General features: G+C 32.7%; 19 protein-coding genes, 1 other RNA gene and 1 pseudogene. 12 read left to right on the forward strand and 9 right to left on the reverse strand.

The features are described 5' to 3' along the window. On the forward strand, window positions 1–1,057 hold a 1,057-nt coding region (locus RXO53_RS01440), incomplete at its 5' end, for an RNA-guided endonuclease TnpB family protein (RefSeq protein ID WP_410712499.1). A gap of 399 nt (window positions 1,058–1,456) precedes the next feature. On the opposite strand, the gene RXO53_RS01445 is transcribed toward RXO53_RS01440, so the two are convergent. The 3 genes from RXO53_RS01445 to rnpB form a co-directional block, all read right to left on the reverse strand. Then, entirely contained in the window at window positions 1,457–1,888 is a 432-nt protein-coding gene (locus RXO53_RS01445) for a hypothetical protein (RefSeq protein WP_410712500.1), read from the reverse strand. Then, window positions 1,851–2,699, reverse strand: a complete 849-nt coding sequence (locus RXO53_RS01450; RefSeq protein WP_410712501.1) for an NAD(+)/NADH kinase — start codon at window positions 2,697–2,699, stop codon at window positions 1,851–1,853. The genes RXO53_RS01445 and RXO53_RS01450 overlap by 38 nt, the downstream gene beginning before the upstream one ends. Before the next feature lie 103 nt (window positions 2,700–2,802). Beyond that, an RNA gene (gene rnpB / locus RXO53_RS01455) (RNase P RNA component) lies at window positions 2,803–3,110 on the reverse strand. Window positions 3,111–3,167: 57 nt separating this feature from the next. Between rnpB and RXO53_RS01460 the strand changes: the two genes are divergently transcribed. After that, on the forward strand, window positions 3,168–4,181 hold the full coding sequence (locus tag RXO53_RS01460) for a class I SAM-dependent methyltransferase (protein ID WP_410712502.1): 1,014 nt from the start codon (window positions 3,168–3,170) through the stop codon (window positions 4,179–4,181). On the opposite strand, the gene RXO53_RS01465 is transcribed toward RXO53_RS01460, so the two are convergent. From RXO53_RS01465 to RXO53_RS01480, 4 genes are all read right to left on the reverse strand, one after another. Then, complete coding sequence (locus tag RXO53_RS01465; RefSeq protein ID WP_410712503.1) at window positions 4,182–4,862, reverse strand: DUF1614 domain-containing protein; 681 nt, start codon at window positions 4,860–4,862, stop codon at window positions 4,182–4,184. A gap of 135 nt (window positions 4,863–4,997) precedes the next feature. Next, window positions 4,998–5,903, reverse strand: a complete 906-nt coding sequence (locus tag RXO53_RS01470; protein ID WP_410712504.1) for a lysylphosphatidylglycerol synthase transmembrane domain-containing protein — start codon at window positions 5,901–5,903, stop codon at window positions 4,998–5,000. 80 nt (window positions 5,904–5,983) lie between these two features. Beyond that, window positions 5,984–7,507: a B12-binding domain-containing radical SAM protein gene (locus tag RXO53_RS01475; protein WP_410712551.1), complete on the reverse strand. Its 1,524-nt coding sequence runs from the start codon at window positions 7,505–7,507 to the stop codon at window positions 5,984–5,986. A gap of 41 nt (window positions 7,508–7,548) precedes the next feature. After that, entirely contained in the window at window positions 7,549–7,806 is a 258-nt protein-coding gene (locus RXO53_RS01480; protein ID WP_410712505.1) for a hypothetical protein, read from the reverse strand. A 149-nt stretch (window positions 7,807–7,955) separates the two neighbouring features. On the opposite strand from RXO53_RS01480, the gene RXO53_RS01485 reads away from it, so the two are divergent. From RXO53_RS01485 to fen, 4 genes are all read left to right on the forward strand, one after another. Next, entirely contained in the window at window positions 7,956–8,108 is a 153-nt protein-coding gene (locus RXO53_RS01485; protein WP_410712506.1) for a hypothetical protein, read from the forward strand. A gap of 191 nt (window positions 8,109–8,299) precedes the next feature. Then, the gene (locus RXO53_RS01490; protein ID WP_410712507.1) at window positions 8,300–10,504 is read left to right on the forward strand and encodes a CDC48 family AAA ATPase; all 2,205 of its coding nucleotides are present in this window, start codon (window positions 8,300–8,302) and stop codon (window positions 10,502–10,504) included. A gap of 10 nt (window positions 10,505–10,514) precedes the next feature. After that, a complete protein-coding gene (locus RXO53_RS01495; protein ID WP_410712508.1) occupies window positions 10,515–10,796 on the forward strand; it encodes a hypothetical protein in 282 nt (93 codons plus the stop codon). A gap of 48 nt (window positions 10,797–10,844) precedes the next feature. After that, a complete protein-coding gene (gene fen, locus RXO53_RS01500; protein WP_410712509.1) occupies window positions 10,845–11,894 on the forward strand; it encodes a flap endonuclease-1 in 1,050 nt (349 codons plus the stop codon). A gap of 23 nt (window positions 11,895–11,917) precedes the next feature. Here the strand turns inward: fen and RXO53_RS01505 are convergent, their stop codons facing one another. Further along, a complete protein-coding gene (locus tag RXO53_RS01505; RefSeq protein ID WP_410712510.1) occupies window positions 11,918–12,514 on the reverse strand; it encodes a hypothetical protein in 597 nt (198 codons plus the stop codon). Window positions 12,515–12,714: 200 nt separating this feature from the next. On the opposite strand from RXO53_RS01505, the gene RXO53_RS01510 reads away from it, so the two are divergent. The 5 genes from RXO53_RS01510 to RXO53_RS01530 all read left to right on the forward strand — a co-directional run bounded on the left by RXO53_RS01510 (window position 12,715) and on the right by RXO53_RS01530 (window position 18,475). Further along, entirely contained in the window at window positions 12,715–13,104 is a 390-nt protein-coding gene (locus RXO53_RS01510) for a hypothetical protein (RefSeq protein WP_410712511.1), read from the forward strand. Window positions 13,105–13,185: 81 nt separating this feature from the next. Further along, on the forward strand, window positions 13,186–14,631 hold the full coding sequence (gene proS / locus RXO53_RS01515; RefSeq protein ID WP_410712552.1) for a proline--tRNA ligase: 1,446 nt from the start codon (window positions 13,186–13,188) through the stop codon (window positions 14,629–14,631). A 450-nt stretch (window positions 14,632–15,081) separates the two neighbouring features. Continuing rightward, window positions 15,082–16,230, forward strand: a complete 1,149-nt coding sequence (locus RXO53_RS01520; protein ID WP_410712512.1) for an MFS transporter — start codon at window positions 15,082–15,084, stop codon at window positions 16,228–16,230. A 95-nt stretch (window positions 16,231–16,325) separates the two neighbouring features. Further along, entirely contained in the window at window positions 16,326–17,660 is a 1,335-nt protein-coding gene (locus tag RXO53_RS01525) for an MFS transporter (RefSeq protein ID WP_410712513.1), read from the forward strand. A 74-nt stretch (window positions 17,661–17,734) separates the two neighbouring features. Then, complete coding sequence (locus RXO53_RS01530) at window positions 17,735–18,475, forward strand: class I SAM-dependent methyltransferase (RefSeq protein ID WP_410712514.1); 741 nt, start codon at window positions 17,735–17,737, stop codon at window positions 18,473–18,475. Here the strand turns inward: RXO53_RS01530 and RXO53_RS01535 are convergent. Then, window positions 18,440–18,724, reverse strand: a pseudogene (locus tag RXO53_RS01535) (hypothetical protein); the annotation flags it as partial. The gene RXO53_RS01530 and the pseudogene RXO53_RS01535 overlap by 36 nt on opposite strands. Before the next feature lie 286 nt (window positions 18,725–19,010). Here RXO53_RS01535 and RXO53_RS01540 point away from each other — a divergent pair. Continuing rightward, entirely contained in the window at window positions 19,011–19,940 is a 930-nt protein-coding gene (locus RXO53_RS01540; RefSeq protein WP_410712515.1) for a polyprenyl synthetase family protein, read from the forward strand. Window positions 19,941–20,011: the final 71 nt, after the last annotated feature.

Raw genomic sequence — 20,011 nt, forward strand, 5'->3', positions numbered from 1 at the left:
GGAAGCCCTCAACTATTCTATAAAAGTTATAATAGAGAATAAAGCAATAAGCCTTGGAAAAGCCCATAGACTTTTATACAAAGTTCTTAAGGAGAGCTTTAGCTTGCCCTCTAAAATTGCTATTGACTGTTATAGAGAGGCTATTGCTATAGCTAAGTCTTGGCTTAGGAATCTCGACAAGGGCAAGATACCCATAGTTAGGAGTCTAAGGATTTGGTTAACATATGAGCATAGCTACAGAATTAAAGGTGATTATGTTGAGCTATTGGGAGGCTATAGGCTTAAAATTATTGGCTTGGATAGGAGATATAATAGCTACCAAAACAAAGAGGCTAGATTGTTACTTAAAGATGGTAAGTTTATTCTTAAGATATCTAAGCGTGTGCCTGAGCCAGCTAAGTATAGCCCTAGTGGAGTCTTAGCTGTTGATGTTAACGAAAGACAAATAGTTGTAGGTAATAGAAAAAGCGAATATAGGCTTGATACAAATATTGAGAGAGCCTTGCATTATAAACAATTAGCTGAAAACCTTCATAATAGATACTCTTCTTCTAAATACATTGCTTGGCTTAGGAGAGGAGGCATTAAGAGGAGAATAAAAAGCTTTCACAGGAAGGCTAGGAACATTATAGAGGATTGTGCAAAAAAGACTTCGCATGAAATAGTAGCTTTAGCTAAGCAATACCAATATGAAGTAGCTAGAGAAGACCTAACAGGCTTGGTAGAGAACTTAAGGAAGCTTCCAAAAGAACACAAAGTCTCTTTGCTCATTCTAAGCTATAGAAGACTAGAGCATTGGATAGATTGGCAATGTGAAAAGCAGGGGGTACCATCAATTATTATTAACCCTAAAGGTACATCATCAATATGCCCAATATGTGGTTCAAAGCTTGTAGAGGTTGGTTATAGGAGATTTAAATGTACTAAGTGTGGCTTTGAAGCTGATAGGGATACTATAGCAGTAATAAACATTGAAAAGAAAGCATACAAAAAGATGGGGGGATCTCTGACCACCCCGACTGCCCCTCAGATGACAGATGTAATCCCGAACAGATGAGGGGAACCCTCGCCCTTCAGGGCGGAGAGGAGGTCAGAGCCAAGGTATATTTATGTTTCTTTTGTAATAACTATAAAAACATTTAGGTGCTACCCATCTCCTTCCGTGAGTTAGGGGACTTTCGCCCTACGTTTATCCCTTCACTTTCATTTCAATCATTTTTATTCATGATAAAGTGTAGAGACTTAGCCCTCAGCCACCTACAAACGGTAGATTAATCATAATACTCCTTTAAGCACAAAGACGCAGGGCTCACATTTTTGTATTACTCTCTTTTGGGCACAGCCCACATCAACATGAGAGATCATCGTTTATAGTTACAGATAAAAAGATTTCTATTAATGTGAAAAAGGATTCAGCTCCGATAAGTTAAATAATTTAAAATTAACATATCCTTAACTATTTCTTTAATTCTCTTATACCTCTGTACTTAATTTTTATTATTCTAATTCCAAGTTTTATAGCCAATTTTTGAATAGAATAGTCATCGGTAGCTAAATAAACTTCTTTGCATTTTTCTTTAAGTTGTAAAGAAAGTGCTAAAACATCTAAATCAGTTTTGCTTAGTTTATTAGATAGCTTCCATTTTTTTGCCTCTTCTATTATTTTTGATAAGAATTCTTTGTCAGGATTTATTATGGTTAATTTATCTGCATTTACAACTATATTTAAAATGTTTTTAGAGGGCTCATCTTTTACTTCTTGAATAACCGATGGAACAGTTATGCTTTTATCTAAGTTGCTCAAAACAAACCCTGAGAATATTGCTCCTGTATCTAATATTATGCATCTTTCACCAATATGATAGTAATCTTGAGAATAATCTTTCATAATAATTTTCCCACCACCTAAACCTTGCTATCCTAGCTGGTTTATCGCATAAAGTTATTCTAAGGTATGACTTAGACTTACTAGGTATTTTTTCTTGTCCATCAATGTTTATAAAATAGCTTCCACTGTCATCTTTTATATTAATATCAATATATCCGCTATATGGAAATACTACAGGCCTTATATGAAGTTGAACCGGATTTAGGGGGGTTAAGATAATTGAATTTAATCTGGGATCAATTATAGGCCCTCCTGCGCTTAGGCTATAAGCAGTTGACCCAACAGATGTTGATACAACTATACCATCTCCATCTACACCGTAAATTCTATCACCATTATAATATGCATCAAGTTTTACCAATAACCCATCGGAGGTGAAAATTACTATATCGTTCATTGCGCAATTTTTCTTTTCTCCATTAAATATTGGTAATAATCTTGGATATTCAACTAAAGTAAATTTATTATTTATAAATTCATATACTTTATTTTCTACTTCATATTCTTCAACGTCTAACATAAAGCCCCTTTTACCAGCTCTAACAGCCATTATTATAGATTTTCCTGATTTTTCTCGCATCACGGTTCTTAATAAGGTGCCGTCTCCTCCAATTACGATAATTTTTTCAGGTGGGTCTATTTCAATGTTAAAGTTATCTGCTATATCTATATCGTTATAATTTTCTTTGCTTTCTTTTTCTAAAACTGGTACTATGTTATATTTTGTAAGAACTTTTATAACTTTAAGGGCGATTTCTTTTGCTGCTGTACTATTTGGTTTTATTACGATTCCATATTTTTCGGTTGACAAACCGTCCACCATTCAATTATAATAAGCTATAAGAAGTCTATAAAACCTATTCTTAACAAATAATTATAATAAAAATTTCCTTTTTTATTCTTTAAATATTTGTAGGCCAGGATAATAACCCGCCTTCTGTTTAGTGGCATTTGACTATGCGGATTTAGAGGGCTCGCGTGGCTCCTCATTACCCTCTACCTTGCTCCGCTGGGGTCGGCTGTTTCATCGCATCCTCCGTTATCTTCAGCAGATTACTATCTTCTTGTTGCCAAGAAGATCTTTCTGCATCATTATCATCTAACGGAGGCCGTGTCATTTCTGTGCCGTTGCCTGAGGTATCACCTCAGCCAGAGGCCCAGCTGCCACCGAGAGGGCGGTGTTTCCTCAGGCCTATTGGCCCGTCAGCCACTATCCTGGCCTACAAAAATTATATAGACTGTGCAGAATTAATAAATTGAAGGTAAATAGGTAATTATAATGACATCAAAAGTAAGTAGTAAATGCATTAAAATAAATAAAGAACTAGGAAACAATGTAATTGATATGCTCAAACAAATGAATTTATTAAATCAAGATCTGAAGCCAAGAAAAGAAGGTAATTATTTATTGATACCTATAATAAATGAAAAATCCTTAGATATAGTAGAAAAAAAATTTGGCTTTGAAATATGTGATGATTTTTTTGAAGAATATAAATTTAAATCAAGGAAATTAAATGCCGTTATAGAAGGCATATCAAGTTATCTAGTTATAGGAAACATAGCTATAATAAATTATAAAGGTGACTTAGATATATTAAAAAAGGCTGCAAGTGAGATCGTTAGGATTAATCCTAAAATAGAAAGTGTATATGCAAAAATAGATACCGAAGGAGAATTAAGAGTTCCGAAATTGATATTACTTTATGGGAAGGACAATACATTAACTATACATAAAGAAAACGGTTTGGTTTTTAATGTGGATATAGGAAAGGTTTATTTTAATCCAAGGCTTGGAGGAGAGCATAATAGAATAGCCAATATGGTAAAAGATGGAGAATTTGTATTAGATATGTTTACAGGCGTAGGAGGCTTTACACTAAACATTGCTAAGAAAAGTAGATCAAGAATCCTAGGTGTTGATTTAAATCCTTACGCAATAAGTCTTGCACAAATGAATGCAAAAATTAATAAAAATATACTAAAAGGAGATACATTTTTTATAAGAAGTGACTCTATGAAGTTAGACAACATCATCAAAATTAAATTTGACAGGATAATAATGAACCATCCCACTGATTCTCTTTCTTTTCTAAAGACTGCCTGCAACTTGATAAATGGAAAAGGTAATATACATCTATATACTTTATTGGATAATAGAAAGCAAAATTTAGAGAAAATTTTAGATAAATTGAAAATGTATTGTAAATTTAATTTTGAAATATACGAATTAAAAAGGGTATTAGATTATAGTCCAAAGCAATCTATTTTCGAAGTTAACATAAAAATATAATTAGTATGCTATTACAAATGCTATAAGACCTGTTATAAATACACCGTCGAAAATTCCTGCTCCACCAATACTTACTAGAGGAGCAAATATTTTTTCAGGCTCTTTTGCTAAATGTAATATATCTGCTCCCAACAAACTGCCCATAGATCCGCTAATATATGCTGCTGATGCTGCCGCAGGGCTTATACCAGCTATTAATATTGCTGGAATTGATGAAATAATGGGAGGTATAAATGCTGGTACTGCTATTCCAACTCCTTTTATAGGTTTTGCTAAAAAGTATGTTGTTAAAGTATTAATAAGTAGAGAAACTATAAGCGCTGTGTAAAATATTTTTGAATAAGGGGAATACATCATTAATATAAAAAGGGTTATTGATACAAATAAAGGCACTAGAGCACCTCCTATATTAACAGCAATAGACATTGTTTCTTCTCTAAAGGTCATCTTAGGAACTGGTATTGGAATTCCGAAAAAATCTACATATTGTAGTTCTAAAACATTTTCTATTATTCCAGTTTTAATTCTTTTTACTATAAGGTTAACAAAACTTAAAGCTGGACTTAATACTATCAGTATTGCCGATAATATGCCTAAAGGTAGAGCATAGCTTAAAGTTGATGATTGGGCAACGTATACTGGAAACCTAAATGCTATTAATGCGATAATAATTCCTGCCATTAAATAAAATCCCATAAATATTGGGTGTGTTGGTGGGGTTATTATGAGTCTTTTCTCCTCTTCTTCTATTGAAATCTTTTTTCACCTCTGATCATTTGATAAAATTAAACTCAAAAATATTTAAATATGCTTTTATTATTTCTTTAACCTTTTAAAAGTTAAATAAGAAAATCCTCCTGATAATAATCCAGAAAGTACATAGGTTAATCTCCATAATATAACAACATTTAAAGGTAATAGTAATGAGAGTCCATATTCAGTTCCTCCTTCTCCAGCAGGAGTAGGAAAGGTGGCCATAGAGTAGTTAAACATTAAAGCAATAAAAATATTTAGAAAAGATATATCTAAATTTTCTAATAAAACTTTTATTGAGAATATCTGAATTATATATGCTATTAATGTAATGGCAATAGAATTAATTATTAACTTTTTATTTCCAATTATTTTAAGTAAGTTTTGAAATTTGTCTATCTCATATATAACTTTTTGTTTTAAACTATCTTTACCTATTTTGCTAATAAGTTTCATAAAGAAATTTTTTATATTAACATTAAAGACTAAAATCCAAAATATTATTGTAGAAAGCGAGAAAATAGTTATACCTATTGATTTAGGTAAGTAGTATAATGACAGTATAAATGATATAATTGATGGTATGATACCATCAAAAAAAGACTGAAGGGAGGAAATACCGAATGCTTCTCCCATAGGACTTTGAGTATATTTATTTATTAATCCAGCAACTGTTGGAACCCCTCCAAAATTTCCTGGAGTAATTGTGCCAGCAAAGAATCCATTGAATTGAATTTCTACAGCCTCTATAAAATTTAATTTGCATCTTTTTGATGAATTGCAGATATAATAGAGCCTAAATGATTTTACAATTTCTGATAATATTATCAATAAAAACGAATATAGTAATAAAACATTACCTTTATATATTATGTAAAGGACTTTGATCGGATTTTCTGTAATTATTGAGAATACTGCCATCATTATAATTAATAATACTGCGATCATTAATATATTTTTTCTGCTCAATCTTAATTCCCAGCAATGTGGTGCAATTAAAAGAGAATTAAATTGTATATGTTAGCTTTTAAATAAAAAATTAAATTAGTTTAAGCTTCATTTTTTATTGGTATTTGAGCTTTGCTTTCATTTTGTAATTTATTCTCTTCCCAACTCTTTTCTACCATCTCAGCGGCAATTGTGGCCCTCTTTTTTATATAATCTGTTATGTAATTAAGCAAAAATCTTACAGGGCCATACTTAAATCCTTTTATATAGAACCTGCTTACAATATCTTTTGCCCAATAGGCACTATGATCTAATGTGACTTTAAGAAGATCTATATGTTCTTTTTTCAAGAAGTTCTTTCTAAACCAATCCTTCTCTTTTAATACACCCATTGGCACAAAGAACATAGGGACTATTAAGCTTCTATAAGGTCTTAATCTTTCTATGAGTTCTGTTGTTGCCATTACATCGTCAGGCTCTTCTTCAGGAAGGCCTACAATTAATGTTACTGCAGGTATTATATTGTGATCCATTAAAATTGAAAATGCAGATTCTACTACATCAGGCCATTTATCTGCACTATAAGGAGCAGATTTTGCTGGCATTATCTTTTTAGCTAACTTAACGCTACCCGTTTCTAAACCTATTTCTACTCCTAAAAAGTCCTGATTTCCGCTATACATAATATCAGTGAGCTTCGATATTAGTTTATAGTTTTCTTCAGCATATTTAACAGCTGCTAGGCTTACATGAGACCACGCTATAGGTAAATCAGATATTTCTCTTACCATAGTATGCAATTTCAAAAGCTTTTCTGGCCTTGGTCTAATTCCATCGGCAAAATAGAGTAAATTGTCTTCACTGTGAAGCAGTATTTGATCTACACCTTCGCTTAGATTTAATTTTACTTCTTCAATAACCCTTTCAGGCGGTATTGATCTCCACGCCCTTAGAGTTACACTGCAGAATTTACATCCCCTTGGGCATCCCCTCATTATTTCAACAAGACCATTTACACTTGCGTGTTTTATTTTTGGTATTTCGTCCAATGATGGTACATCAGAAGGCCCTATAAAAACATAATCTGGCAAGTCTTCATTATTAAGGGCTTTTTTAACTAGCTCTACAGATACTTTTTCTGCTTCTCCATCTACTACAGTATCAACTCCCCATTTTTTCCACTCTTCAAGAGACCATAACCACTGCCATGCTGCAGGGCCACCGACGATTATCTTTACTCCTTTTTCTTTAGCTTTTCTCATAGCGGGGCTTTCCATGAATTTTCTAAATGAAACCCTATTAATAGGTTCTTTACCTGTTATACTCCACCATTCGCTACTTGGTGGGCCGTAGGCAAAATAATCATGATGACCTATCATTATTACCTTAACTGTATCTAAATGTTTATTAATATGATCTGGATCTACTACTGAGGCATTTATACCTGAATCAATTAAAGCGGCCTCTATTTTTCTAATGCCATAAGGCGCTACAGCAGGCCTACCTAATTTATCTACTTTTGGTTTTGGAGCTGCAATCCATTTCCATATAGATTCAGGCAAGCCAATTGAAGGTCCTGTTGTCATAAACCCCAAAAATTCATGCTTATGATGATCACTCATCATTGTCCTATCTGTAGTTAATATTACATCAAATACCAATTCTATCACCTTAAATTACTATCACTCATCTCTCTTACAATTATTATTGTTTGAGATAAAAATTCGCCTAAAAAATCTCTAAGCTTTTCCATATAAGAATAATCAGGGGAATTATAAACATGAATTATAACTCTTTTTGCCCTAGCCTTAAATGCGTTAACAAGTTCTTTTTTTACATAACTTGGATCTGTTGTAGAATCCCAGTTAATATGATATACCTCGAGTTTATTTTGGTTTTTCATTGTATTTTGCATTTCAGGCAAGCCTTTCCCCCTATGCATTAATATATATTATGCATAGGTTAAATAAATCTTATCATATATTGTTATAATTTCTATTAATAATAAATATATAAAATAATTTTTAATATGAATATAAAATAATTATAATATTATCTATAAATTTTGATAAAATGAACGGCGAACCTCGCCCTTCAGGACGGGGTAAAAACTCAAATACTTTTTCTGAGAATAGTAAAATAAGACTTCAAGCCGATCAACTCTTAAAACATGAGGAGCGGGAGCCGATTTCTCCCGCAATATCGGCTTGGGGGATAATAGAGTAATACCCATAAAAGGGGTGTAACCCTTAAGACCTCAGGAAACTCGCCCTTCAGGGTGGGGAGGAGGTCAGTCGAAAAGAGAGCACTAATTTTTATTTATATTTTAAAATAAAAATATTAATAGAAATAATATAAAATGCTAATTTAAAGGCTCTGAAACATAGTTGTTTTGTGGAGATGGTAGGGGTAAAATTATGTCAGAAGAGAACCAATCAAACAATTCAAAAGAAATAATTTTAAGGGTATCGGAGGCAAGACCAAGAGATACTGGTAAAAGAAGAGTAAGAATAGATGTAGATATAATGAAACAACTAAATGTTGAACCAGGAGATATTGTAGAAATAGAAGGCAAGAAAAAGACAGTTGCTGTTGTATGGCCAGCATTGCCAGAAGATCAAGGCCTTGATATAATAAGAATGGATGGAATATTGAGAAAAAATGCAGACATTAATATAGGGGATAAGGTAATTGTAAGAAAAGCGGTTCCAAAGCAGGCCACAAAAGTAAAGCTAGCTCCAACTGTTCATTCAATATCAGTTGATGAGGGGTTCAAAAAATATGTCAAAAAGAAGCTTGTTGGAACTCCTGTTATTGAAGGAGATGTGATAGTTGTACCTGTAATAGGCCAAGCTGTTCAATTAACGGTAATAGATACAAGACCAAGAGGAATTGTTATAATAAGTGAAAAGACATCAGTTGATATTCTTGAAAAACCAATGGCTCAAATTAATGTTCCTAAGGTTACTTATGAAGATATAGGCGGTTTAAGAGAAGTAGTATCTAGAATAAGGGAATTGGTTGAGTTACCACTAAGGCATCCAGAACTTTTTGCAAGACTTGGAATTGAGCCACCTAAAGGTGTTCTTCTCTTTGGTCCCCCAGGAACTGGTAAGACATTACTAGCAAAAGCTGTTGCAACAGAAAGCGATGCATACTTTGTTGCAATAAACGGTCCTGAAATAATGAGCAAGTTTTATGGAGAAAGCGAGCAGAGATTAAGAGAGATTTTTGAGGAAGCGAAGAAAAATGCTCCTGCAATAATATTTATTGATGAAATAGATGCTATAGCACCTAAAAGAGACGAAGTTGTTGGCGAAGTAGAAAGAAGAGTAGTTGCTCAGCTTTTAGCTTTAATGGATGGTCTCGAAAATAGAGGTCAAGTAATAGTAATAGGAGCAACAAACAGGCCTAATGCAGTAGATCCTGCATTAAGAAGACCAGGTAGGTTTGATAGGGAAATAGAGGTACCTTTACCTGATAAGCAGGGTAGATTGGAAATTTTACAAATACACACAAGGCATATGCCTTTAGATAACGATGTTGATATGGAAAGGCTATCAGAAATTACTAAAGGATATACAGGTGCAGACTTGGCAGCTTTAGTAAAAGAAGCTGCTATGCACGCATTAAGAAGGTATTTACCTGAAATTGACATAGAGCAGGAAAAAATTCCGGTGGAAGTTTTAGAGAAAATGGTTGTTACTATGGAAGATTTTATTGCTGCATTCAAAGAAATAACGCCGAGCGGATTAAGAGAAATTCAGGTTGAAATACCAGAAGTGCATTGGGAAGACATAGGTGGATTAGATAGCTTAAAGCAAGAATTGAGAGAGGTAGTAGAATGGCCTTTAAAATATCCAAACTCATTTAAGAGAATAGGTGTTCAGCCACCTAAAGGTGTTCTTCTCTTTGGTCCCCCAGGAACTGGTAAGACATTACTAGCAAAAGCTGTTGCAACAGAAAGCGGGGCAAACTTCATTACTGTAAGAGGGCCAGAAGTATTAAGTAAATGGGTTGGAGAAAGTGAAAAAGCAATAAGGGAAATTTTTAAAAAGGCTAGACAATATGCACCTGCTGTTGTTTTCTTCGATGAAATAGATGCAATAGCCGCTTTGAGGGGTGTCGATGAAGGGACAAGGGTAGGAGAAAGGATAGTTAGTCAACTTCTTACAGAAATAGATGGTATTACAGATCTTCAAAATGTAGTTGTTATAGCTGCTACAAATAGGCCAGAGATGGTCGATCCAGCATTAATAAGGCCAGGAAGGTTAGAAAAGCTTGTTTATGTTCCGCCTCCTGATGATAAAGGTAGGTTAGAAATCTTACAAATACACACTAGAACTGTCCCATTAGGAGATGATGTTGATTTGATAGACATAGCAAAAAGAACTAATGGATATACAGGTGCAGACTTGGCAGCATTGGTAAGGGAAGCTGCGATGGGCGCCTTAAGAGAAGACTTACAAAATGGGATAGTAAAGAAGAAGCACTTCGATATTGCACTATCAAAAGTGAAGCCAAGCGTTACTCAATATATGATAGAATACTACATGAAATGGTTGGAAACAGCTAGACAAATAAATCCAGGTAGGTCTACAGCAACATCAATAACTTATTGAGGTGGTAAACTTGAGTATATGGGCTGAGGCTCCGTATTTAAACATAATATATGATGAAATAAGGAAGTTAACTAAAAATGGAGAAATTCCTATTTCTGAAAGGGAAATTGTATCAAGTTTGGCCCGTCAAGGATATGAAATATCTCCTGCAGATCTAATAAAAATTTTAATAAAATTAGAGATAATGGACTTAATAGTGGTGAGTTCTAGTACAAAGGAAGAAAGGCTTATTAAATTAAAGAAATCGGTTGAGCAATTAAAAATTCCTCATCAAGTAGATAACGAAAGTTAATGAAAGATTAAAACGTTTCAATTTTATTTAAAATAAATGGTGAAGCTTTTGGGAGTAAACCTAAAAGACCTTATACCAGAAAACGCAAAACAAGACATTGAAATAAAGTCTCTAAAAGGTTACAGTATAGCCTTAGATGGGTATAATATGCTATATCAGTTTCTTGCCGCAATAAGACAACCAGATGGAACTCCTTTAATAGATTCACAAGGTAACATAACAAGCCATATAAGCGGGCTATTTTATAGAACTATAAACTTAATTGAAGAAGGTATAAAGCCTATATACGTTTTTGATGGAAAACCTCCAGAAATGAAAAAGAGGGAAATTGAGGAAAGAATTTCTAGAAGGCAACAGTATGCAGAAAAATATCAAAAGGCAAAGGAAGAAGGCCGTATAGAAGAGGCAAAAAAATATGCTCAAGCATCGACTACCCTTTCAAATACTATGGTAAATGATGCAAAGCAACTATTAACTTATATGGGCATACCATGGATTCAGGCACCAGCCGATGGAGAAGCACAGGCAGCCTACATGGCTAAGAAGGGCGATGTATATGCAGCTGGAAGTCAAGATTATGATAGCCTTCTCTTTGGTTCTCCTAAATTAGTAAGAAATCTTGCAATAACTGGTAAAAGAAAGCTTCCTAATAAAGAAGAATATGTTGAAATAAAGCCTGAACTAATAAATTTGTTTGATATGCTCAAGTTATTGGATATCAGCAGGGAACAATTAATTTTAATAGGTATTTTATTAGGAACTGATTTTAATCCAGATGGAGTAAAAGGATATGGGCCAAAAACCGCATTAAAGTTTGTTAAAGAATACAAGGATCCAATAAAGGCTTTAAATTCTATGAAAATAGATTGGGGGGAAGTAGATCCTATGAAGATATATAATTATTTTTTAAATCCACCATCGAATGAAAATTATAAAATAGAATGGAAAGAACCAGATGAAGAAAAAATATTAGATATGCTAGTTAAACAACACGATTTTAATGAAGATAGGGTTAAAAAAGCTATAGAAAGGTTAAGAAAATCCTATAAAGAGTCCATAAAATCAAAACAGGCTAGGCTAGATAACTGGTTTAAATAGTATTAAAAAATTTTACTAAAAAATTATATATTTTTTAAAATTTTATTTAATTTATCGGAATCAATGTGTTGATTTAGTTTTTCCTCTTCATTAATTATTTTTGTTGACCTTGCGGACTCTACAAACTCAAAATATATATCATTGTTTGTCAATATTTTAAATATCCTTTTAGCTGAATCCCCTATTTCATCAACTTTGTATTTTTCATATGATGGGATTTTAACTATATAGTATATGTTTCCATCAGGGCTATAATATATGTTGGCAGTCTTTATCTCTATGTTGTGCAGTAATTTATATACTAATTCTTTTGGATTATTTGTGTATTCAATTAAAACAATTTTATTGAACCCAAAATTGCTTAGTTTTTCTCTTAAATATTTTTCAATTTCATGTTTATGCTGACCTAAGTTTTCCAACATTATATATAGCTTTTTATCAAAGATTATGGATTTTTTATAATTTACATCTTTCATTCCTTTAAATTTTTCTTCCATCTCTATTAAAACTTTCATAACATCAACTTCCCATTTTTCATAAAGTCCTTTGTCTATCTTTGCTTGGCAATTTGGGCATAGCATTCCGCTTTTGACACATATTTTGTCTAGTGGTATCTGCACTTTCTCCACCACTGGTAATACTACAAATAAACCTTTTATAAATTTGTAAAATGATAAAATTTTAAATTTCTTTTAATAGATTATGTAATCATAATAAAAGGAAGAAATTACTATTTATAGTAGTAATGAAAAGATGTTTATTAAAATTAAATGATAAAAGTTAAATAACTGTTTTAAAAATAAAGTTATGGTGAGTTAAAATGGACAAATTTATGGAAGGGCTTAGCTTGGTTATAAGGGAGTCTTTGAAGAACCCAAAGTATAGGTATATAATGATAGCTGTGGCATTAATCTCTTTATTAGCGGCTTTTGGAACAGGTTTAGCCATAGCTCATGCTGCAACAAGTTCTTCTAGCGCAACAGTATCTCCATACTCTGAATTAGGTAAGGCTATTGGTTCTGGTTTGGCAATAGGACTTGCAGGAATAGGTGGAGGTTATGCTGTAGGTGTTGCAGGCGCTGCAGCAATAAGCGCTGTTGCAGAGAATAGAGAACTATTCGGTACAGCATTTATATTTGTGGTTTTAGGGGAAGGAATAGCAATATACGGATTGTTGATAGCAATAATAATATTGTTCGTATTACCGTAATTAAATCTTTTTTAACATGCAACATTTATATTTTGTTTTATGCTTGAATTAATACGATTAATTTAGATGGTGTTAGGAGTGGTGGAGCCAAAAAAAGAGAAGAAAGAAAGGGATTTTTCTCAATGGTATGATTGGATATTAGAAAGGGCTGAGATTTACGATTATGGAAGGTACCCAGTTAAAGGTATGGGTATTTGGTTACCATACGGATTTCAGATAAGAAAAAGAACAATGGATTTGATGAGGGATTTACTCGATTCAAGAGATCATGAGGAAATTTTATTTCCCCTCTTAATTCCAAAATGGATGTTAGAGAAAGAAGGAGAGCATATAAAAGGTTTCGAAAATGAGGTATTTTGGGTTACCTATGGAGGGACCGAAGAGTTAGATCAAAAATTGGCCCTTAGGCCAACTAGCGAAACGATCATAACATATTATGAATCTCTTTGGTACCAAAGCTATAAACAATTACCAAAAAAATTGTACCAAATAGTTAGCATGTTTAGATATGAGACCAAGGCAACGAGACCATTAATAAGGCTAAGGGAAGTAACTAGTTTTAAAGAAGCTCACACAATTCATGATAGCTTTGATAGTGCAGAAAATCAAATAAAAGAAGCTATAGATATATATAAAAAGTTCTTCGATGAATTAGGTATACCTTATATAATCAGCAAGAGACCCGACTGGGATAAATTTGCAGGAGCATTATATACTATAGCTTTTGACACAATAATGCCTGACGGTAGGACATTACAAATAGGAACTGTGCATCATTTGGGTCAAAGTTTTTCAAAGGCATTTAATTATAAGATACAATTAAGAGATGAATCATTTGACCACCCATGGCAGACAAGCTATGGCATAAGCGATAGGGTCATTGCAACAATAATCAGTGTTCATGGTGATGATAATGGGTTGGTATTGCTACCCAGTATTGCTCCAATACAAGTAATTATTGTTCCAATACCATCAAGCAATGAATCAGAAACGCAATCTATAATGGAATATAGCAAAAATATGCTTAACAAACTCACTGAGTCTAAAATAAGGTGTAAAATTGATGATAGACCCGATCTCACTCCTGGAGAAAAATATTATTACTGGGAAGCTAAAGGTGTCCCCATTAGAATAGAAATAGGTTTAAGGGAATTAAGGAATCATAACATAACAATAGTTAGGAGAGACACCTTAGAAAGAAAAGTTGTTGAAGAGAATAATGCTATAAAGGAAATTGGTTTAATTTTGGAAAATATTAGGAATAATTTATATGAAAAAGCTTGGAAGAACTTAGAACAAAAAATATATGAAGTTGATAACTTAAAAGAAGCAAAAGATTATATAAATAAGAAAGGTATTGTTGAAATTCCTTGGTGTGGTAAGGAAACGTGTGCAAATAAAATTATGGAAGAACTTGAAGCAAAAAGCCTGGGAACGCCATGGCCATCTAAAAAGCTATCCGGCAAAAAATGTCCAATATGCGGAGAAAGGGCATTCACTGTTATGAGGTATGCAAGACAATATTAGAAAAAAATTTTTATGCTCGGAGGGCTCCTTGTCTTCATTAACCATTATGTTTCAGGGTCCACCACACTCCTCATTGCATTTTATACTTATTGAAAACAGGCTTATAATTTGTTTTTGTTTATATGTTGTTAAAATTTTTGGTAAATTGCGAGCTTTATAAGTTTTGAAGCTAAATCATAAGACTAGATTTTGATGATTTTTCATTAAAGGTGTGATGATATTAAAATGTGTAGTTTTCTGTTCATCAATAAAGGTGTAGTTAGGGTTAATTCAGCTAAAGGGTTAAGAAGAACTAATTAATTCTTGAATTTTGTTAAGCTGAGGGCTTGTAATTAAGTATAAATTCATGAAAATTCAATAAATCTTAAGTCTTATGCACAACTAATTATTAACATAATATATATAAAGTTTTTAATTTTTAATTTTTAAAGTTGTTCTAATGGGGATCTTTTGAAGACAGATAAAATTAACAATATGATTGGTATATTGATTCCTTTTACCCTATCAGCTTACGTTGTATTTTCCATATCCATGGTTCTTACTCAAATTTCAAATTATTTTGATGTACCTCTTTATATAATTAGTTTAACATTTCCTATAGATTTTATAGGAGGGGCTATAGGAGGATTTATTCTAGGAAGATATGCTGATAAAATAGGCAGAAAGAAAATTACAATTTTGTCAATAATAATATTTTCTCTATCTCTCATTTTTTCTTCATTTACAAGTTCAATAGCTGAACTGTTTATAAGCTGGTTTTTTGTAGGATTTGGTGTAAATGCAGAAAACGGTGTTGCGTATTCATTAATAGTTGAAACGTTGGGTTCATACACTGGATCTTTTGGGGGTTTAGTTCAAGGTCTTTATTATGTAGGTTTTGGATTGGATGTTGTAACATATAGTTTTGTTAAATATTGGAGGCTTCTATTTTTAATTATAGGAACAGCAAGTTTGGTCTTTGGCATAATGTCATCGATAATTATTATAGAAACGCTAAAAATTTATCAAAGAAAGCCATCAAATATAAGTAGAATTTTTGAAAGCAAATATAGATATAAGACAATTTTACTTTCATTAATAGTTATGGGGGCATTTTTGCTGAGCGTTCCTCTGTTAAGTATAGCACCAACTTTGATTGAAAAAATTAATATGACATCAAATATAGGATTGCTTTCAATTATTGGCTTCTTTTCATATTGGTTAGCCGGCTTTTTATCTGATAAAGTTGGAAGAGTTAAAACTACATTAATTTTTTCGGCGTTAGGACTTATTTCAGGTCTCTTGTTAATACTTGCTAAAAATCCTTATTTTATAATAATTCTATTAGCTTTGCTCTACATATCATCTGGACTGTTTTCATATGATGGAATTTGGGTTAGCGAAAACTATCCAATAGATTTGAGAGCAACTGCTTCAAATTTTGTTTTTATGTTTGGAAGATTTATAGGTGGATTTGCTCCAGAAATAACGTCTGTAGTTGGTATGTTGAACCTTTCATTTGGAATAGGTATTGTTTCATTTTTTGCATCGGTTTTAATTCTCACAGCTTCAATTATTTTTATTTTAGTCGATAAGAAGAGCTCAATAAATAATACTTAAGGTGGCGCAATAAAATTGATTTTATTTAACCAAGTAAAAATTCATTATGAAGTTTGCTAACAATTTATAACTGTCAGTTAAATTGACTAAATTCGGTGAAGTATTTGGCAGAAAAATCATCTATAGGATTTCCATGGGCGGCTTTCGTCGCACTATCTTTGGGTATGATAGTATTTGGATTGGCAGAAAGCTATGGTCCGTTATCTGCACTAACAGAGGTCATACCATCAAATTTAGCATGGCTTGGGTTCACTTTACCATATTTATTTGGGGGTATCGGAGCTTTATTAGCTGGATATATTGCTGATGCATTAGGAAGAAAACTTGCATTTATTTTGTCGTCAGGTTTAGTTCTATTAGGTATGATTTTATATTTGCCTATTTGGCTTAATTTTGTTTCAGGTATTATGAGAACAGTTATTCTCTTAGTATCTATTGCAATTGTAGGAATGGCCGCTATAGGCTTAGAGAGTCCTGTCTTAGCTATGATATCTGAAAGCGTCAATTCTCAATACAGGAGTAAATTGCTTGTTATAGGGCCAAATTTTGGAAATTTAGGTGTTGCATTGGCATACGTTCCCTTACTTATATTTGGAATAAATAGTGCTATCGCAGCATCTGCAAATTATGAATTGGCTTTAATCTTGATGTATATAGCACCTACAATCGGATTAATATTAGCGTGGTTAAAGGCTTCCGAAACACTACCTTGGAGGGCTGTTAAAAAACAGAGTAATGTGGAGGAAGCATGGAAGAAAATAGACAACACATCTGAAACAGTAAATCCGAATACTGGTTTAAGGTTTAGATTTTTGACATTAATCCTTATAGGGATTGTTCAAGACGTTGCGTTTGTTTATATAACATACGGAGCATCATTTGCATATTTCAGTAATGTTGCAGCATACGTTCCTTTAATAGGAGGCTTTACTATGACAGTAGTTGGCATTGTTGCAGGTCTATTAATAACATCAAAAGTAAGCAGAAAGACTTTTTCAATGATTTCCTATGCAATGTTAGCTGTATTTTGGGCATTATTATGGGTGGTTGGTAGCATAACGAAATCTTCATTCGCTATATTATCAATGTTTACTCTATTGATGGTCCCTGTAGAATTAACATGGGCATCTAGGGCTTTATTAGAACCTGAATTATTCCCAACAAATAGAAGAGGCCTGTATGTTTCTTTAGTAAGATTTGTAGTTTGGGTATCTTCAGCTATAATAGCAGGTTTATTAATATTAATACCATTACCATTTGCCATAGGAGCTGCTTCAATGCTTATAATAGCGTTAATAGGAGTTGGAGGAACAATAGCTTGGTATTACAAAGGATTTGAAACTGGGAACAAAAACTTATTAGGATTAGATTTAGAGAAAGCAGCTCATTCAATAGCACCTGTTAAGGCCTCTGACCCAAAAGATAATTAATTTTTTTCTTTTTAATTTCATTTTTTTAATAAACTATAAAATCAGTTGTTATAATAAAATCAATGGAGTTAAAAGTGAAAAATAATAATGAGTTAGAGATTAAAAACAAGGGATTAGAAGAAAAATTTTGGAAGAATATAATATCAGAGATAGAAAATTATTCTAAAAAAGGATGCTATGAGAAAGTAAACACATTGATGAGCTTTTTTACTCTGAAAAAGCTTAGGATAGTTACAGCATTATTGGCTAAAGATTCTCATGTTATTATAGATGCGGGAAGCGGGCCTGGCACTTCTACGGAATATATTAAAACTATTAATAATAATTCACAGATTATTGCTATGGATCCATCATTTGTTATGGCAAAAATTGCTAAAGACAATATAAAGGGAATAAATGCAATTAATGGAATGTTTGAAAGCATTCCTATTAGAGATTCTTCTATAGATGCAGTTATAGCCATGTTTTCTTTTAGAGACGCAAGAAATTATAATCGTGCCTTGTATGAATTCTCTAGAATTTTGAAGGAAAACGGAAAACTAATTATATTAGACCTTTATAGGCCAGAATCAGCTTTAGAAAAAATAATATCATTTTTTCAATTTAACATATTGTCAGTTATTTCTGGTATTTTAATGGGATGTGGCAAGGAAGCTCTTTTATATCCAGATTTACATAAGACTATTAGCTATATGTACTCACCAAAAGAGTTTGTAATGTCAGCAAAAAATTATTTTAAAAATGTAACCTTTAAAAAAATGCCTATTATAGTAGGTATATTATATGCAACAAATCCAAAAAAATTTACTAGTTAGAGAAAAGTTAAATGCTATATTCTTAACATATCTGACCTCCTCCCCGCCCTGAAGGACAAGGGTTCCCTCAGGGTAGATCATAGGTTTGTGATTTACCGCCTTCATTTTCATCATTTCATAGCTAGTGGGTTTTACCCACCCCGCTCCATTCGTCCAGCGGTAGACCACTGGCTGGGCCTTCAGCCAATTACCCCTATCCCTCGATGAGAGTTGCCCTTTTCTCTCGGATCCAAGGGACTTGGGGATATGTTTTTAATGTGTAGGGAACACATATACACACTTTGGCCCTGATTTAGGGCTTCCCTACACGATTCCTATATTACACTTGTTAGTTGGGGTAGAGGCGTACCTCATGTTTCAGTGACACATAACCCTTTAACAGCTGTCTTAATTTTTAATAAGTTTTTAATCTTAAAAAACTTTTCTCATCCCCGCCTTAAAAGGCGAAGGCTTTCAGTTGTAAAAACAGTAGTAAGAATACATATTAATAACCCCTAAATATGATATGAATAAAGGAAGAAGTGGTGTGCAAAGGTTGAATAAAGAAATCTCCTATGAAGACATCGATAATATAATACTTGAAAAATGGGAAAGGGTTAGAGAGTATCTTCAACCGAAATTATATGATGCTGCAAAGGCTATGGAAAATTTAGGAATAGAAGGTATACCAAAATACTTAGTATCAGGAGGTAAAATGTTTAGAGGATTTTTAACAATTCTTTTTGCAGAATCGCTTGGATCTAATATAGAATTTGCATCAGATGCTGCGGTAGCAATTGAAATAGTTCATGCGGCTAGTTTGGCAATAGATGATATAGTTGATAACGATGTTAATAGAAGAGGAAAACTATCGAGCTGGATTATATATGGTATAGGAAAAACAGCTTTAACTGCTCTCCTTTTAGTTCCGGTAGCTCAGAGGATAATAGAAAAATATGGGTTTGATGCAATAAAATATAGTATAAAATCATGGGAAGCTATGGTAAGAGGAGAAATTATGGACGCTTATGCCTCGCTTAAATTGTTACCATCAGATTATTTAAATGTGGTTAAATTGAAAACAGCATCTTTATTTAGTTTATCAACAGTTTTAGGAACAATTGCTGCTAAGAATTCAACTTTAATAGATAATGCAGAATTTTACGGAGATAAATTAGGTATAGCATATCAATTAGCTGACGACATAAGTGATTATTATTCATATTTAATAGGAAGGAAAGAAAAGCTTGATCCAGGGGAGGTATTATTTGAAAAATGGATTATGCAGAAGTATACAATTAAAGATAGGGGTGATGATGTAGTAAAAAATGGAATGAACATGTTAAATGACATAGTTCTTGAGGCGTCTAATTCAATAAGTGAATTTCCCAATACAAGTCAGAAATCTATGCTTGAAAGAATTCCATACTTTATGGTTAGCAAAATGCTTGAAAGTTCTGGTTTATCTTTTAAAAAATTTATTTAGTGAACAAATATAAAGATATTATTTTTGGTAATTTAATATATTAATTAGGTTAAAAAGAATTAAAAGGTGTA

This window comes from Caldisphaera sp. (assembly GCF_046536515.1).
Lineage (GTDB): Archaea > Thermoproteota > Thermoprotei_A > Sulfolobales > Acidilobaceae > Caldisphaera.